This is a genomic window from Streptococcus lishijunsis, assembly GCF_047290665.1.
In the GTDB taxonomy this organism is placed as follows: domain Bacteria; phylum Bacillota; class Bacilli; order Lactobacillales; family Streptococcaceae; genus Streptococcus.
In genome coordinates this window covers 115900-133360 of the sequence record NZ_JBLBUC010000002.1, presented here as the reverse complement: position 1 = coordinate 133360, position 17461 = coordinate 115900, and the positions used below count along the sequence as shown (strand labels likewise).

Annotated in this window: 19 protein-coding genes and 2 pseudogenes; all 21 read right to left on the bottom strand. The window is 40.9% G+C overall.

The genetic code is table 11. From position 1 onward, the window contains the following. Positions 1 to 88 precede the first annotated feature (88 nt). Entirely contained in the window at positions 89 to 220 is a 132-nt protein-coding gene (locus ACLN19_RS01975) for a hypothetical protein (protein WP_413382695.1), read from the bottom strand. Beyond that, positions 210 to 1040: a Cof-type HAD-IIB family hydrolase gene (locus ACLN19_RS01970; protein WP_413382692.1), complete on the bottom strand. Its 831-nt coding sequence runs from the start codon at positions 1038 to 1040 to the stop codon at positions 210 to 212. Before ACLN19_RS01970 ends, ACLN19_RS01975 begins: the two co-directional genes overlap by 11 nt. A gap of 148 nt (positions 1041 to 1188) precedes the next feature. Next, on the bottom strand, positions 1189 to 1836 hold the full coding sequence (locus ACLN19_RS01965; protein ID WP_413382689.1) for an ATP-binding cassette domain-containing protein: 648 nt from the start codon (positions 1834 to 1836) through the stop codon (positions 1189 to 1191). A 2-nt stretch (positions 1837 to 1838) separates the two neighbouring features. Further along, positions 1839 to 3851 (bottom strand): DUF1430 domain-containing protein, encoded by a 2013-nt coding sequence (locus tag ACLN19_RS01960; protein ID WP_413382686.1) that lies wholly within the window; start codon positions 3849 to 3851, stop codon positions 1839 to 1841. A 225-nt stretch (positions 3852 to 4076) separates the two neighbouring features. Continuing rightward, complete coding sequence (locus ACLN19_RS01955; protein ID WP_413382683.1) at positions 4077 to 4280, bottom strand: heavy-metal-associated domain-containing protein; 204 nt, start codon at positions 4278 to 4280, stop codon at positions 4077 to 4079. A 12-nt stretch (positions 4281 to 4292) separates the two neighbouring features. Next, positions 4293 to 5186: a cation diffusion facilitator family transporter gene (locus ACLN19_RS01950; RefSeq protein WP_413382680.1), complete on the bottom strand. Its 894-nt coding sequence runs from the start codon at positions 5184 to 5186 to the stop codon at positions 4293 to 4295. A 10-nt stretch (positions 5187 to 5196) separates the two neighbouring features. After that, entirely contained in the window at positions 5197 to 7431 is a 2235-nt protein-coding gene (locus ACLN19_RS01945) for a heavy metal translocating P-type ATPase (RefSeq protein ID WP_413382677.1), read from the bottom strand. Beyond that, positions 7424 to 7864: a CopY/TcrY family copper transport repressor gene (locus tag ACLN19_RS01940; RefSeq protein WP_413382674.1), complete on the bottom strand. Its 441-nt coding sequence runs from the start codon at positions 7862 to 7864 to the stop codon at positions 7424 to 7426. Before ACLN19_RS01940 ends, ACLN19_RS01945 begins: the two co-directional genes overlap by 8 nt. Before the next feature lie 102 nt (positions 7865 to 7966). Next, positions 7967 to 8320, bottom strand: coding sequence for a 30S ribosome-binding factor RbfA (gene rbfA, locus ACLN19_RS01935; protein WP_413382671.1), 354 nt, complete (start codon positions 8318 to 8320; stop codon positions 7967 to 7969). A gap of 55 nt (positions 8321 to 8375) precedes the next feature. Then, positions 8376 to 10583, bottom strand: a pseudogene (gene infB, locus ACLN19_RS01930) (translation initiation factor IF-2); the annotation flags it as partial. Between the two features lie 362 nt (positions 10584 to 10945). Then, positions 10946 to 11090, bottom strand: a pseudogene (locus tag ACLN19_RS01925) (translation initiation factor IF-2 N-terminal domain-containing protein); the annotation flags it as partial. 19 nt (positions 11091 to 11109) lie between these two features. Beyond that, positions 11110 to 11412 carry a YlxQ-related RNA-binding protein gene (locus ACLN19_RS01920; RefSeq protein WP_413382668.1) on the bottom strand — a complete coding sequence of 101 codons (303 nt, stop codon included), beginning with the start codon at positions 11410 to 11412 and terminating at the stop codon, positions 11110 to 11112. Continuing rightward, positions 11405 to 11701 (bottom strand): RNase P modulator RnpM, encoded by a 297-nt coding sequence (rnpM, locus tag ACLN19_RS01915; RefSeq protein ID WP_413382665.1) that lies wholly within the window; start codon positions 11699 to 11701, stop codon positions 11405 to 11407. Before rnpM ends, ACLN19_RS01920 begins: the two co-directional genes overlap by 8 nt. A gap of 15 nt (positions 11702 to 11716) precedes the next feature. Then, positions 11717 to 12952 carry a transcription termination factor NusA gene (gene nusA / locus ACLN19_RS01910; protein ID WP_413382662.1) on the bottom strand — a complete coding sequence of 412 codons (1236 nt, stop codon included), beginning with the start codon at positions 12950 to 12952 and terminating at the stop codon, positions 11717 to 11719. Between the two features lie 35 nt (positions 12953 to 12987). Beyond that, entirely contained in the window at positions 12988 to 13497 is a 510-nt protein-coding gene (gene rimP, locus ACLN19_RS01905) for a ribosome maturation factor RimP (protein ID WP_413382853.1), read from the bottom strand. 346 nt (positions 13498 to 13843) lie between these two features. Beyond that, positions 13844 to 14029: a competence regulator inhibitor paratox gene (locus ACLN19_RS01900; RefSeq protein ID WP_413382659.1), complete on the bottom strand. Its 186-nt coding sequence runs from the start codon at positions 14027 to 14029 to the stop codon at positions 13844 to 13846. A 56-nt stretch (positions 14030 to 14085) separates the two neighbouring features. Next, positions 14086 to 14562 carry a DUF2335 domain-containing protein gene (locus ACLN19_RS01895; protein ID WP_413382656.1) on the bottom strand — a complete coding sequence of 159 codons (477 nt, stop codon included), beginning with the start codon at positions 14560 to 14562 and terminating at the stop codon, positions 14086 to 14088. Continuing rightward, complete coding sequence (locus tag ACLN19_RS01890; protein WP_413382653.1) at positions 14531 to 14746, bottom strand: hypothetical protein; 216 nt, start codon at positions 14744 to 14746, stop codon at positions 14531 to 14533. The genes ACLN19_RS01895 and ACLN19_RS01890 overlap by 32 nt, the downstream gene beginning before the upstream one ends. Positions 14747 to 14891: 145 nt before the next feature. Continuing rightward, positions 14892 to 15611 (bottom strand): peptidoglycan amidohydrolase family protein, encoded by a 720-nt coding sequence (locus tag ACLN19_RS01885; RefSeq protein WP_413382650.1) that lies wholly within the window; start codon positions 15609 to 15611, stop codon positions 14892 to 14894. 87 nt (positions 15612 to 15698) lie between these two features. Further along, complete coding sequence (locus ACLN19_RS01880; RefSeq protein ID WP_413382647.1) at positions 15699 to 16091, bottom strand: phage holin family protein; 393 nt, start codon at positions 16089 to 16091, stop codon at positions 15699 to 15701. A 13-nt stretch (positions 16092 to 16104) separates the two neighbouring features. After that, a complete protein-coding gene (locus ACLN19_RS01875; protein ID WP_413382644.1) occupies positions 16105 to 17460 on the bottom strand; it encodes a right-handed parallel beta-helix repeat-containing protein in 1356 nt (451 codons plus the stop codon). Position 17461: the final 1 nt, after the last annotated feature.

The window sequence follows — 17461 nt, the reverse complement described above, 5'->3', positions numbered from 1 at the left end:
CCCTCAGATACTAAGAAAAACATTCGAATCTCATCATATTCTTATAAAAATGTATATTAAAGATTATATTCTAAAAATAAGAGAATGGTTACTTGATTGTGACAGCTGCCGCTGCCAAAATCAAAAAGACGAGTCCAAGAGAAGCTTGCCTAAAGCCAAAACTCAAAAGCATAGCCACTAGGCAAACAGCACTCCAGATAAAGCGTGAACTAAACTTCATCACGACCTCCCAAAGCATAGTGACAAATAGCATAAGCAACACCTGCTTGGTCGTTGGTCTTGGTTACAAAGTTGCTCGCTTTTTTAATCTCCTCACTAGCATTTTCCATAGCAACGCCTACGCCTGCAAAGGTCAGCATTTCAAGGTCATTTAGCGCATCTCCGATAGCCATAATCTCGCTAGCTTCTATCTGTAAATCTCGTGCTAAAATCGCTAAAGCACTCGCTTTGGTCGCTCCCTTGGGTAGCGCTTCATAGATATACTCTTGACTTCTCACGACACTAAAGGAGCGCTTTAGCTCTTTTGCCATGTGGTCTTGAAAAGCATCAAGGGTTTTTGCCTCTCCCATATACATAGCTTGAAAAATGACTTCCTGCTCGGCTTTTAATTGAGCCATATCAACGGCTCTCGCCTCATCAAAGACCAAACTCGCATCATAAGCAACAAGCTCTGGCACAGAATCAGCCAAAACATAATAACTCTTATCACCTGTCAAGGTCAACGAAATCTGTGGATACTCATTTAACAACTGCACTAGATAACTAATATCATCCTCTAGCAGACGCTCATAATGCAACAAGCTCCAATCGCTGGTCTGATAGATACTGCAACCATTATTCATGATGATGTATTCTTGACCCGTCAAGCCTAGCTGCTCAAAATAAGGTAGAACACCTGATTTTGGACGTCCTGTACATAAGACAACCTTTATACCTGCCGCAACCGCTTTTTTAATAGCCTCAATGTTAGCTTTTGGCAGTTCTTTATGGCTATCTAAAAGCGTCCCGTCTAAGTCAATAGCAATCAATTTTACCGTCATCTGCTCTCCAATCTCATCTTTGTACTGTCTTTAGTGTAGCACTTTTAAGCCTAAAAAGAAAGACTAACACTAAAAGAGGACACCTTATAATATTACGCTATGACACTAAGCTAGCAAAGACTAGTTTTTACGTTTCCTAAGGTGATTACTAAGATTTAGAGGATTTGACATCCTTCACATCAATAAGCTTATCAGCTATTTTATAGATTTGTGGGTCATGTGTTGCGATGATGATCAGACGATGCTCATTTTTCAGGGCTAAAAGAAGGTCAATCACTGCCTGGCTGTTGGTCTCATCTAGCGAAGCTGTTGGCTCATCAACTAGGATAAGCGGTGGGTCTTTTAAAAAGAGCTTGGCCAGTGCTATGCGTTGCTGCTCTCCTCCTGAGAGCTCAAATATCTTTTGGCCAAGCGCTAGATGCTCTAGATGAACAGCACCTAGCACAGCTTCTTTTGCCGACTGACGAGCAGCTTTAGGCATCTTTTTTCCTGTAAATGCCAAGTCTAGATTGGCATCTATGGTCTCATTTTCTAAAAGACCTAGATTCTGAAACAAATAACCTAGCTCATCTCGAAAATAGCGATGAGAAGATAGACTCCGTAGAGACTCTCCCTCATAGTCCACCTCTCCGCTATCATAGGCTTCTAACTTGGCTATGATATTTAACAAGGTCGTCTTACCACTTCCGCTCTCGCCTTTTAACACGTAGATATACCCTTTATCAAATGTCAACGACAAATCCTCAAAAATGGCTCTGCCTGCAAATGATTTGCTCATATGATTGATTCTTATCATCGCTACTTTCCTTTCAATACAGTCATAGCCAGCTTTTCTTGCTGATGGTGTTGGAGGGCTAAAATCACAAGCATATTGGACATAAAGACTAGCATAAGACTCAGTAAAACAAGGCTACTTGTCCTCAAATAAGCTAGAGCACCTATAGCAAGAAGGATAAGGAGGGTCTGTGCTAAGAGGTAATAGCCATGAATCGCTACAAAAGACAAGCCTGATAGACGCTTAATGAAAATCTCACGTCTAAACTGCTCAAAATAAAGCAGATTCATGCTATTAAAGAGTAAGATAGACGTCACTACACCAAGAATAACACCGCAAGCAAGTACCACAAAACGGCTCAACGCCTCAATTAGGCGGCTGTCATAAATGGCTGTGCTTTTAGTTAAGCCTGATACCCAGTGATACACATTGTAGTCTTTCAATAAGCCTAACCCCCTATCATAGCCTAAGATTTTCAAGCCATCAGCTAAGGTATTACTCCAAAAAAGCTGATTATTAGGTCTTGCGCCCATAGCCTTAGGACTCGTTACCACAATAATGGGGTCTGTGATTTCATAAAATGGCACAAAAGGGTTGGTCGTGTAGGTAAAGCGCTTGTGACCACTTGAGATAACCTCAGACATGGCAGATACTTCATAAGTCATCTGGCTATCCTGATAGACAGTCTCTTTAGAAAAAGACGCCATATAATCACTATAGATAGCCGTAAGCTCATCCTTTCTATCTGACAGCTTATCAGGGATGATAAGCCCAAACTCCCCTAAAGACAATGCTTTCATCTTATCTAAAAAAGCAGATGACACAGAGATAGCTTCCTTTTCCAAATAAGATGCAGACACGTAAAGGGTATTGCCCTCTGGACTATATATTGATGGACTAGCAAGCTGTATCTCACCTGCTAACGCTGATTGAAATAAAGGGGTATAAACATAGATAGCTCCCTCATCTAGCGCTTCTTGTCCAAAGTGATAAAAAGCATTGGCTAAGCTATCTTGATTATCAAAGCCAGCACTATAGCTATACTCCAAACTATAATAATCATCTACCTTATCCCAGTGGGCCTTTGCCGACTGGGTTACTTGCAACTGCTCATAGCTACTGGTCAAGCGCTGAAGACTCCAGCCAACCAAGAGTACCGCAAAAGCTTGAGCCATAAGCATCAGACTCAACAGACTCCTTAAAGGCAATTTGCCTTTTAACACAAGTCCCAGAGAGCTTCCTTTCAAGCCACAGATATAAATCAAGGATAAAGCTATTGATATAAAAAGTAAGGCCAGAAGATAAGCACCAAGGAGAATCACATAAAGACTCAGCATGATAGGGTAAAAAAGCCCTAAGAAGAATAAAGTCAGCAGACCACCAACAGCTATAATCACAAAGCTAAGTAAGCTAGAGATGCTATCGCGCTTAATATCAAAACACAAAATATTTAAAAGAGACTGACCGTTGACTAGCTTGATAGCAGCTGAGCGAAGGTCTTTGATACGATAGATGATTGTGAGTGCTACAAACGTCAAAAATGACAAGAAAAGGCTCATGATAGCCATCTCATCACCTATCAGATAAATGACTAAGCTCAACAAAGACTGAGCAGGCATTGCCACAGCATTGTAGCCCAAGCTATTTAGCATTTTAAGTAGCTCGTCTTGTTCTAGCGGGCCTGATACGATGAGATAGCTACTAATCATATCACTAGCCTCACGACTAGTCTGTGAAGCTTTTTGTAAGCCTAAAGCAAGCTTGCCCTCACCATAAGTCGCATAGCTAAAGCTAATCTCTAAAGAAGCATTGGGTTCTCTAATGCGCCTTGCAATGACACTATTTGTCTCTCTAGCTAGTGTCTCAAGCCTAGCGTTGACAATCGCTTTATCTGCTATTTCTTTATTTGGCAAAATACCTATCACATCAACTATTTCGTACTGAGAAAAGAGAAGCTGATCACTATTTTGCCTGAGGAGGATGATCGTAAACATTGCCAGAAAAAGGCTCGATAAAAAGATAAACAACCGTTTCATACGCATCTCCTATAAGAAAAGCTAGGATAGACCTAACTCAACTCGTCATTATACACACCCTAAAACACGACTATCTTCTCGCTAAAAGATAAATTATTGAAAACGTTTTCTTTATTTAATTTTAGCATAGTCAACTAAAACTGTCAATTCTTTTTAGAAAAATCGGATTCGTTTACAAGATACCTTAAAAGCCACCAGTCATGTCTCACTGATGGCTCAATTATATTATACCTTATCGCCTAAGCGATACTTAGTATCTTTTAGGGCTCTCTTTAAAGAGAGTTTAAAGGGCTTGCCACTGATCGTGACTTGAGACTTGTCAAGATCAACACTGACCTGCTCCACACCTCTAACTTGTGAGAGCTTTTGGGTCACTGTATCAACACACCCTTGACATTTTAGTCCTGATATTCTATACGTTTGTTCCATGATGACCTCTTTCTATGTAGTCTTTTTTGTCTGATGACAATGATGGCGGTGCTCAAAACGACTGCGATCACACTCAACAGCTGACTCGATAATCTGATGTGTTTCTAAAAGATGATGAACTTGGTCTCGAATCAAATCCACCTCTGCTTTCTCATCACACTGGATATGCACCATAGCAATGTGATGACGCCCATCAATTGACCAGACATTGAGCTGATTGATACGCTTTAGTCCGTCAATGGCTAATAATTCTTGCTTTAAAGGCTCAATGGCTAAACTCTCAGGACGTTTTTCCAAAAAGACCTGCAAATTGGTCACAAACTTAGGAAGAGCCTTATAGAGGATAAAAATCGCAATAGCCAAAGATAAGAGAGGATCTAAGATATACCAATCGGTAAACCGCAAGATGATAGAGACTACAATCACCGCAAACCAACCTAAGGTATCTTCTAAAAAATGAAGACTAAGGATAGACTCCTGCTCTGAATGCTCCCCATCAAGCACACGACTAGCTAAACTATTGACAATAATAGCCACAATACCTAAAATGAGCATCCCATTATAGTTGACAGGCTCTGGGTGAGCTAGCTTTCCGATATTGTCAACAACGACAAATAAAGAACCTAAAATCAAAATAACCGATGTCAACATAGCCCCCAAAAGACTAAAGCGTAGATAACCAAGTGTATAGTCGCCGTCACTTTCTTTTTTAGAGAAACGCTCAAAATAATACGACAAACCAATGGCTAAAGCATCCCCAAAATCGTGGACAGAATCCGCTACAATAGCACTTGAGTTAAACATTGTCCCAAAGATAAGCTCTACAATGGAGAAAGCAAGATTAGAGATAAAAGCAATGAAAATGGGCTTAGTGCTGTCAAGCCTAGGATGATGATGGTGTTGCATACATATCTCCTTATAAACGCATAATTTTTAGACGCAGGGCATTTAAAATCACAGATACCGAGCTAAAACCCATAGCAAGCCCAGCTAGCATAGGGTTGAGCAAAGGTCCACCAAAAAGATGCCATACGCCCATAGCCACAGGAATGGCTAAGATATTATAGATAAAAGCCCAAAAAAGATTTTCTTTGATGACTCTGATTGTCAGACGACTCAACGTCAAGCTCTTTGTCACATCTGCTAGGGATGGCTTCATCAAAATGATATCTGCAGACTCAATCGCTATATCAGCCCCAGCTCCCATGGCAATAGCAACATCACTACTAGCCAGAGCTGGTGCATCATTGATACCATCTCCCACCATCGCAACCTTTCGTCCATCTGCTTTAAGGTCCTCTATGGCTTTAGCTTTCTGGTCTGGTAAGACATCACTAATCACCTTATCAATGGACAGTTCTTTGGCAATAGCTTGAGCTGTTTGAGGGTTGTCTCCTGTCAACATAACTACCTCTAAGCCACTTGCCTTTAGCTTAGCAATGGTCTCTTGACTGTCTGCTTTGACCTTATCAGCCACAGCAATAACGCCTAGCACTTGAGTGCCACTACCCACATAAATCGGTGTCTGTCCCAGCTGACTGCTCTCAAGGACCGCCTCTTGAGCTGGTAGGATATTGATGATTTTATCACGCATCAATTTATCATTACCAATATAGAGCGTGTGTCCATTGACATCTCCCTTAAGCCCATAGCCTGTCAAGGACTCAAAGTTAGTCACATCCAAAACCTCCAATTCAAGGGCGTTTGCTTTAGCGACGATAGCTTGACTCAAAGGATGCTCTGATAAACGCTCTATAGAAGCCACTTCTTGGAGCAATTGCTCATTAGAGATACCATAGCTTGATATCTTAATCACTTCTGGCTTACCCTGTGTCAAGGTACCCGTCTTATCAAAGACAATGGTATCCACGTGATGTGCCATCTCTAGGATATCACCACGCTTAAATAAAATCCCATTTTCAGCTGCACGACCTGTTCCCACCATGATAGCTGTAGGTGTTGCTAAGCCTAGTGCACAAGGACAGGCAATGACTAAGACTGCAATAGCTGTCTTAAGGGCAAAAACAAAGCTCTCTCCCATGACAAAATACCAAAAGAAGCCCGTCGCTAACGCAAGCAAAATCACAATCGGCACAAAGACACCTGAAACACGGTCTGCTATTTTAGCAATCGGTGCCTTGCTTTGCTGAGCTTCTTCGACTAAGTGAATAATCTGAGCGAGCAGAGTCTCCTTACCGACCTTATCCGCACGAATCTCTAAAGCCCCTTGACCATTGATAGAGCCACCATAGACATAGCTATCCTTAGCTTTTTCTACGGGGATAGACTCTCCTGTCAACATCGACTCATCCAACCACGACACACCTGATAATACCGTCGCATCGACAGGAATTTTCTCTCCAGGTTTGACCATGAGAATATCACCACTTTGCACCTTGTCAATGGCAATCATAGTCTCTTGACCATCACGGATAAGACGAGCTTCCTTAGCAGATAGGGTCAGTAATTTTTCAATAGCTGATGAAGTCCTTCCCTTAGATAAGCCTTCAAAATATTTTCCTAAGCTCACCAAAGTCAAAATAACAGCTACTGACTCAAAATACAAGTCATGAACTTGATGAACATCTCCCATAGCGATATGAGAGAGACTATAAAGACTGTATAAAAAGGCTGCTAGAGTCGCTATAGCAACAAGCGAATCCATATTAGGATGGCCTTTAACGAGAGACAAAAGACCATTTTTATAAAAATGATAGCCAATAACCATCACAGGAAGAGTCAACAGCAATTGGCTCGTTGCAAACGCTAAAGGCGCGTGATGAAACGACAGGATTTCAGGCAGCCACAAACCAACCATAGAACCCATGGAAATGTAAAGAAGAGGTAGCGTGAAAATAGCCATAGCTACAAACTGCCACCAAATACGCTTAATAGCATCTTGTTTACGCTGTCTGTCGTCTTGACTGGAAGACTCATCATAAGGTTTGGCTTGATAACCAACCTCTGCTACTGCCTTTTCGATCGCTTGTGTCTGCTTCTGCCCATGATAGCTCACGGTCATTTTTTCCGTAGTCAAATTCACCACAGCACTATCTACGTGCTCGAGTTTAGTAACAGCTTTTTCAATCGTCAAGGCACAAGAGGCACACGTCATGCCCTCAATACTAAATACACTCTCTTGATCACTCATGCTTTGCGTCTCCTTCTAAGTGTTCCTTACATTGGCATTGTCCTGGGATACAATCACACAGAATCACATCCACTTCTTTTTTTTGTGCTAAGATTGTCTGCAATGCTAGAATATCTGCTTTTGTCATATCCGTTTTTTCAAGTAAATGTCCTAGTATAAAGGGGTGCTTTTGTGCACAATACTTCGCAAAATGAGCATCAATCTGGACATTCATAGCCTCATCCTCAGAGATAAGTGCGGAATATACATAGCCTTTCCCTTGCCTTTTTGTCCTTAGATAGCCCTTATCCACCAAACGCTTTAACAAAGTCTTAATAGTCGATAAACTCCACTGACGCTGACTTGACAAAATCATAAAGATGAGATTACTAGTCGCCTCTTCTCTCACCCAAACAACTCGCATCACATCCCATTCTGCATTTGATATTCCCATCTTAAGCACTCCTTTTTCATCTACGTTTGTAGATATAATATAACTCTTTTATCTACAATTGTCAACACAATAAACAAGAAAAAAGGCTAAACGCCTTTTTTCTTACTCTTTTCTTTCCAAATCCCTTAACATTTGATCAATCTTATTGCCATAAGCAATAGAATCATCTTTGATAAAGGTTAAATCTGGGATTTTATACAATGTTAGACGCTTACCAAGCTCACGTTTAATCGTTCCCTTGGCTTTTTCTAACCCAATTTGTGCTTTTTCATTGTCAGAAGCCAAATCACTCATGACAGTGTAATAGACTTTTGCCATAGACAAGTCACCCAGCATTTGAACATCTGTAATAGTGACCGTCTGTACACGAGGATCGCGCACTTTTTTTTGCAAAATCTCATTGACTTCACGCTTGATTTCCATTCCGACACGGTCCGCACGAAATGCATTTACCATAACTTCCTCTTTTCTTAGAAGGCTAACTATTAGCCTTTATGATGAGATGATGAGCTTAGCGACGTTCGATTTCTTCCATGATATAAGCTTCAATCACATCGTCAATCTTAATGTCATTGTAGCCTTCAATCATAAGACCACCTTCTTGAGCATTACCGATTTCTTTGACATCATCTTTATAATGCTTAAGGCTTGCCAATTTACCGTCATAGATAACCACACCATCACGAATAACACGGACACTTGAATCACGTGTCACTTTACCACGTGTGACAAGGAAACCACCGATAGTACCCACTTTAGATACTTTGAAGGTCTCACGGATAATAGCTTCTCCGATGATTTTTTCTTCAAATTCAGGATCTAGCATACCCTTCATAGCATCCTCGACTTCTTCGATGACCTTGTAGATGATAGAATGCAAGCGAATCTCGACATCATCTGCGTCAGCTTGCTGACGAGCTTGTGGAGTCGGACGAACATTGAAACCAATGATAAAGGCATCACTTGCTTCTGCCAAGGTCACATCAGACTCATTGATAGCACCGACTGCTGAATGGACGACATTGACCTTAACCCCTTCAACATCAATCTTAAGAAGAGACGCTGCCAAGGCTTCAACAGACCCTTGTACATCAGCTTTGATGATAACATTAACTGATTTCACTTCACCTGCTTTGAGCGTATCAAAGAGGTTCTCAAGGCTCACACGATGAGTCAATTGACGTTGTTTGAGAAGAGCACGTTTGGCACGCTCTTCACCAGCTGCACGCGCTGCTTTTTCATCAGCATAAACCGCAAAGTGATCGCCTGCCATAGGTGCTTCATTTAGACCAGTGATAGAGACAGGTGTTGATGGACCAGCTAACTTGACACGTCGTCCAAGATCGTTGACCATAGCACGCACACGCCCAAAGGTATTTCCGACAACGATAGGATCTTGCACATGAAGCGTTCCTTGTTGGACAAGGAGAGTCGCAACTGCCCCTTTTCCTTTGTCAAGACGTGCTTCAATAACTGTACCAATAGCACGTACACTAGGGTCTGCCTTGAGTTCTTCCATCTCAGCTACTAAAAGCACTGTCTCAAGGAGCTCATCGATATTTTGCCCAAATTTGGCTGAAATTTCAACAAACTCACTCTCACCACCCCAAGCAGTCGAGATAACACCATGCTCTGCCAACTCACCAATAACACGCTCAGGATTAGCACCTGGTTTATCAATTTTATTGATAGCCACAATGATAGGAACACCCGCTGCTTTAGAGTGGTTGATGGCCTCGATAGTTTGTGGCATAACACCATCATCAGCGGCTACGATCAAAATGGTAATATCAGTGACCGAGGCACCACGCGCACGCATGCTGGTAAAGGCCGCGTGTCCTGGTGTATCAAGGAAGGTGATTTTCTTGCCGTCTGCTTCAATCTGATAGGCTCCGATATGCTGAGTGATTCCTCCAGCTTCGCCTGTCACGACACGAGAATTGCGCAAGGTATCTAGCAAGGTAGTCTTACCGTGGTCAACGTGTCCCATAATGGTTACAACAGGCGGACGTTCTTCTAGCTTATCCTTATCGATATAAGTATCATCAACAAAGAAACGCTCAATATCAGCCTCGTCAACTTCTACCTTAGCACGTGCTTCAATACCGTAGTCAACCATCAACAGCTCGATGGTCTCACCATCTAAAGATTGATTTTGAGTCGCCATAACTCCCATCATAAAGAGTTTTTTGACGATTTCAGCTGGTTCACGTTTGATACGTTTAGCAATTTCAGCGACCGTCATGCCTTCTGTGTATTCAAATTCCTTCGGTAATTCATGGAACTTACGCTCTGTTACTGGTTTTGGAGCAGCATTACGGTTATTTTTCCCTTTTTTATTCTTCTTAGGGTTCCAGTTACTATTTCGTTGATTTCTCACTTGGTTTTGACTATTCCAACTTCTCTTATTTTTCGTTTGTTTTGGTCCATCTTCGTTATCACGCTGATAATCACGTGATTTTTCAGGACGACTTTGTTTTTTACGACGGGTATCCACAGCCTGTTGTACAGGAGCTGCCACTTGAGAGACTGGAGCTTTTGGCTTTTGAGGTACCGCTTCTTTTTGGTCACGTGATTTTTCAGCCTTAGCAGCTCTCTGCTCTTTTTTCCTAGCTTCCTTGGCAGCTTGTTCTTTATGGAAACGCTCTTCACTCATGCGTGAATATTCTGCATTTTGCTCAGCCTTGAGCGCTTTAGCACGAGCTTTAAAATCAATGCGTCCTTGCTGCGTTTGCTTTTGGTTAGGACGATTAGATTTGTCTTTATGACTAAAAGACTTAGCATTTGAGGATTTTTCCTTGCGCTCTGCCTTTGGCTTAGCGACATCTTCTTTAGCACGCCCTTCTGGCTTGCGATTATGCTGACGTCTTTGCTTACGACGCTGCTCCTGCTCTTTAGCTCTCGCTTCACGCTCCGCCTTAAAATTACGGCTTTGAGGCTTACTAGCTACTTTTGCTGTCGTATCTTGCTCTTTTGGCTCTACTTTAGCCTTCTCTACGCTTTTAGTAGGCTTAGAGCTGTCTTTTTTAATGTCTGCTTTAGGACTTGTCACAGATGTTGATGTACTTGCGCCAGTAAAATGCCCAGCAATACGCTTAGCATCTGCATCGTCAACACTAGACGAATGACTTTTTACAGCCAAACCTAGCTCTTTAGCGTAAGAGACGATCTCCTTACTGGGCTTACCCACTTCTTTAGCGATTTCGTATAATCTCTTTTTTGACAAATTATGTCCTCCTATTCTGTTAGTCCATAAGAGTCCTCATTTTCTTTGAAAATCCAGCGTCTGTAATGGCAATAACCTTTCTTGGTTTACCTAATGCAGCGCCTAATTCCAGTGCCGAAAGCACTGTGGAGACTTCTATTTGATAATAATTACTTTTATCGGTGATTTTTTTACTTAGATTGCTCTTAGTGTCATTTGCCAGAAAAATAAGCTGTGCTTTTTGCGTTTGAATCGCTTTAACGACCAACTCTTCTCCAGAAATAACACGTCCAGCTCTCTGAGCTAGTCCAATCATATGTGATAACTTCTCAATATTAGTCAAGACCCAACTCTCTTCTTTTTATCTTGCGATCAACATAAGCAATCAAGTCATCATAAAAGCTATCTGGCACATCCATTGCAAAGCTACGATTGAACACCTTTTGTTTTTTGGCTAAGGCAGCCTCGTCATTGTCTAGCTTGATATAAGCACCCCGACCATTTTGCTTACCCGTAGGATCGATAAAAACCTCACCTTCTTTGGTCTTTACAATACGCAGTAAATCTCGCTTATCAATGACTTCGCCTGACACCACCGATTTTCGTAAAGGTATTTTTCTTGTCTTAGCCATAGAATACCTCGATTTCTATGCTTGAGCATCCTCAGTATCAACAAGCTCTTTAGCTTCTTGAGTCAGCTCATCTGCAATCATCGTCAACTCTTTTGCAACTTCTTCACTCTCTTCTAGAGCAATAGTTGCATCAAGTGCTTCTTCTAATGTTTGAGCTTTCTTTGCTTCTAGCTTTTCATACTCACTGGCAGACTTGATGTCGATACGATAGCCCGTCAAGTGCGCTGCCAAGCGAACATTTTGCCCACGACGACCAATAGCTAACGACAACTTATTATCTGGAACAACCACTGTGGCACGCTTGCTATCCTCATCATCAAAGAGCACCATATCTACCTCAGCAGGTGCAATCGCATTGTAGATAAACTCAGCAGGATCCTCTACCCACTGAATGACATCAATGTTTTCCTCAACAGGTATCTCAACACCAGTCTTTTGGTCAACACGCTTTGGATGAAAATTGCTCACAATTTTTTTAATATTGCTACCACCACGACCGACAATCGTTCCGATAGCATCGACATTGGCATTGTGGCTACGCACAGCGACTTTTGTACGATCACCCGCTTCACGAGCAACACTCATAATCTCAACTGTGCCATCAAACACTTCTGGAATTTCACGCTCCATAAGACGTTTGATAAACTCAGGATGACTACGGCTAACAAAAACATTGACACCTTTAGGGTTGTTTTCAACCTTATAGACATAAACATCAATCATATCATGTGATTTGAAATGCTCGCCTACAATACGGTCTTTATGAGAGAGCTGAGCTTCTAGTGTTCCTAGATTGACATAGATATACTTATCATCAAAGCGCTCTACTGTCCCTATCATGATTTCACCCTCATGCTCTAGGTATTCATTATAAGTGACCTCACGCATTTGACGACGCATCAAGGTAATGATAGTCTGCTTAGCTGCTTGAGCCGCTACGCGTCCAAACTCAGCCACAGACTCTTCAAAACGAATCTTATCTCCAAGCTCATAGACAGCATTGATCGCCCTAGCATCCTCTAAACTAATCTCTAGACGACTATCAAACACTTCATCTACGACTTCTCGAACAGTAAAAATCTTAAAATCTGCTGTCTTTTCGTCAAACTCAATGACACAGCTCTCAGACTGACCGTAGCGGTTCTTATAAGCTGCCTTTAGAGATTCAGTAATAGCGTCAATAATATCGGCCTTATCAATGTGTTTTTCTTCTTCCAAAATACGGAAGGCTTCTAGCATTTCTTTGCTCATAATATCTTACTTCTCCTAGCCAGAAAAGTCCTTTCTTAAAGTTTAACAGCCAAACGGGCTTTAGCTACTGTTTTGTAAGGAATATCAACGGTTTTTTGACGCGTCTTATCCATATAAGTAAGAGTCAATGTATCACCATCAAAGGCTACCAAGTCTCCCTCAAACACCTTGCTTTTATCTATTGCTTGATAAAGACTGATATTGACATACTGACCGACAGCATTGACAAGACTCTCTTTTGTCTTTAAGGGACGCTCCAAACCTGGACTTGATACCTCCAGCATATACTGGTCTGGGAAAGGATCAGGCTTGATAGTGTCTAATAATGGACTAATAATATCTGTCAAATCTGCCGTATCCTCAACCGTTATGCCTCCTGGCTTATCGACCAAGATACTGAGCACATAGTCACTCCCCAACTTACCATACTCCACATCAACCAACTCAAAAGGCTCCATAATAGCTGGGGTTACAACCTCGATTACACGTGCAATAATATCTGCTGCTGCGATGATTTTTCCCTCCTTTTTCTCAAATCTTAGCATAGCTGCTAATTGTATCAATACTTGTGCTAAGCACATTTTCATACACAGTAAGAGGCGAAGTCAATCTTAACTTCGCCCCTCCTATCTGTATTACTCTAAGTGTATTATAGCAATAAATAACACACAATGCAAGCACTAAAAATAGTTTAACCACAATAGTAGCTAGTAGCGTGCTTAAAATACCCCTTGCTAACAAAGGAGAGGAGGGGATAAAACAACCTATTTTATCCTTACATATCCTCTATTAACTCTTGATATTTCAAGAGTTTTAACAACTATCAGCTGATAAAATATGACAAATAAAAATCAATTGACGGGTGTTTGACGGGTGTTGCCAATGGTAAAATTACCCTCCATACAACTCCCTAAGAACATCATCCACCTTCTCCGCAGTCACCACTTCCCAAGGTCGGACTTCCTCATCAGGCAATACATAATCAAATATCTTTCCATCCCTTCTAACAATATTGATTGTATCTCCTTGAATATAACCATTATCAATCGCTTGTTTCACATCATCATAATAAAGCATAGCTCTGTCCTCCTTATCTATCTGTTCGTAAAAGAAAAAGCCTTTGAAAGGCTTTTTTAGCTATTTTTATCTCTTAATTCTTCTTTATCACTCATATTGCCCTTTAAGTAAACAGATATCAAACTAGCTAGAGTACCGATTAACAAAATAAAACCTTGAATATTTTTGTCATTCGCAATCAGCCAAATAGAGCCTAAGATAGCAACAACACCTATAGTTCCCCCAAAAAGAACTCCCGCGAAAGAATCCCTATTGTTTGCTTTAACAACAAGTTTCTCCATCTCGATTCGATGACCAGATTGGGCTTCTGCCATCTTCATAATTCTATCCGCACCGTCAGGTATGATGTTATCAAATTGTTGTAATAGAGAGGGAGGAGGAATTGGCCCTTTATAAGTCACCTGCTCAGATATTAACATGTTAGCAACAGCTTCTTGAACTTCTTCCGGCTGTTCTTCAATAATATCAAGAACTTGTTGTTCTGATAGGTGTCCTTCTTTATTAGGCTTCGATTTTTTCTTTAAATTCCCCATACGCTCTCCAAATATCTTGACCAACCATAGACCAATCGTTTAGTATTGCTCTTGTATCAGCTTCTTCTGCTGACTTTGAAGCACTATAAGCATGTTTATTTCGAGTAGAGCCTACATCTAAAACTCTAGCCATACCTTTGAAAAAACTATTTTCAGCGACTAAAAAAGTTGTCTTCCTATTCATAAGGCTACCCTTCCTTTCTTCTGCTTATCTATTTAGATTATAACATTATTTTCGATTTTTCAATACTTTTTATTTCTTTTTACCAGATAGCCCATTTTTTACACATAAAAAAACCTCCCTACCATCTGGTAGGGAGGTTGTCTCGTTACATATCCATCGCATTGATGAGGTAGCTGTCTTCTACCCACTGGTCTGCTTGAGGATGGTTGATACGTGCCCAACCGTTCTGCTTCTCATAGACACGTACTCTCGTTCCTGCTGGTAGGAACTCCTTATCTTTAGAGTTGACGTCAGGACTCGTTTCCACGTAGTAGTCTGTGGAGAGACTCGCCTCATAGTAAGGCATATCAGACTTGGCTAGTGGGGTATTAACATCCAACTCACGCTCAAACTGTGACTGCGCTGCTTGCTGGACACCTGTCGTCGCACTAGGTGCACCCGTGTAACGGTAAATGTACATGTATGGCCAACCGTTAGCTTGTGCCGTGCGGTCGTAGTTGGTGATGGAAATACCATTGTCACCAAAATTACAGTGGATGATATTGTCGGGGTCAATGAAAATTCCTGTATGGCCAAAGGCGCCTGCCGACTGCCCACGACGTCCCCAGATAAAGATGTCACCACGCTGTGCCACAACGTCATTATTCTCTGCAATCAACTGATAGCCATTCTTAGTCAACCAATCATGCTCATACTCCGTATTGACTGCCCAGCCATTGTCGCTAGCTCCACCACTGCGTAAGGCAAAGTAAACAGAGCTAGAACAGTCATAGCTAGAGGGACCATTGCGATAGTCCATTGAGTAAGTTACACGACCTTTACGTGCCATCATCCATGCGATTGCTGCTTCAGTATTCACTGTCATCGTCTTTCTCCTTTTCTGTGTCAAACGGGCTTAAGAGTAGCCCTAGAAATGCAATACCATAAAACACCATGATAATAAGTCCTAGAATCATGGTTTGTCCTCATCAGGATCAATATTATCCTTTAGTTTTTTCAAGCGACTAACTACTGCCCTAGGCATAGGAACACCTATTTCGCTAAAGTTCTCTGTTATAGAAATAGCATAGGTCACCATGACTAGAGCTAACATCATCCATGCAACTTCCTCAAAAGTCAGATAGACCACCGTAGGATAGATAACAATGGTCAATAAAATCACACTAAAATGTTTCGCAAGCCCCTTGACACCGATACTCGAATTGATGCTATGCATAACCCAAGCCTTGATAAGACCTGAGAAAATATCACAAAAGACAAGACCAATAGTTACCCAAATCCAAATATTGGTTTGGTAGATATAGAAAAAACGAACAACATCAATCGTTGTTGGTATATTTTGCACTTTACTTTCCTCCTTATTTCAATAGATTCAATCTAATGGTATAATTTCGCTTCATCGGTGAAGCTACTGGACTCACTACTGTCACTGATCCATCTTCGTTAATACAAGCAGTTACTACATTGTAATAAACATCATCTGAATAAATAACTGTAGCTCCTAATAATTTATCTTTAGGAATTCCTGTACCGATTGTTGCTACTCTACTATCCTTCTCCAAGCTGACTTGGATATCTTTATATTTGGGTTGGATAATATTTCCACTAGCGTCTGCAGTAACGTTATCTTTAAGTAAATTTTTTAAACCAAGGTTGTTAATAGCATTTTGAGCACACATGTTATTAGTGATAAGGTTAGTTGTTGAATGACTACCTAGATAGATTCCCCATTTCTCAAGAGAAGATAGGTTGACTTTTTCACCATAATAATATCCTGAATTGCCCGCACTAAAAATATTATTTCCAGTCATATTAATGTGACCAACATTGTCAAGATAAATACCAGATTCGGTTGGGTACATGATAATATTGTTCGATATAGTAGAAATGTTGAAACGTCCTCCAGCGTTATCTAGATTAAGTATCTTAATTCCAGAACCTCCCAAGCGTTGACCACACCAAGCAATATTATTACCAGTGATGTTTAAATGTTGCCCATGTTCTACATGAATAGCATCCAGACCCGCTTCAAACAAGTTATTATTTGAAATGACGGTCCAATCGCAATAGTCAATGTAAATATTGTACTTCTTATCCATCGGACGTCTCATATAGGAGGGGAAGAAGAAAGTATTATTTGAGATAATACCACCGTCAAATCCCTCTAAGTGAAGGTGTGTGACAAAACACTCTTCAACAATATTGTCTATAAAGTGAATGTCCGCCGCAATCAAAGGCTGTTTCCCAGAAACACTTTTCTCACCATAAAGTGCATAATGAACACCTAGGAAATAATTTCTTTCAATTACGAATCGGCTAAAGTGCTGAGCACTATCAAGAGATGTGTAACTAATAGCTTTATAACAATTCTTAAAGTGACAATCCTTGATACTTCCTCGAGTTGTTTTCTCAAAGATAAGAGGACAATTTGTTTCTTTCAACGTATCGTACATAAACGTTATATCTCTAACGTGAACATTACTCTTAATCTTATTACTTTTAAATGTCAAATTAGCAGTTAAGCTTCCCCCACCATAAATCGTGATATCGCCACGTTCTATCGTAACATCACCAAGCCACAGACGTTTTTTAGCAGGAATGCATATAGAAAGTTGTTCGTCGTTTTGCAATAACTCCTTAAATAGCCTATTGTTACTAGATTCTGCGCTAGCCTCATCATAAGTAAATCCCAAATCAAGTAAATTATCTGTCATA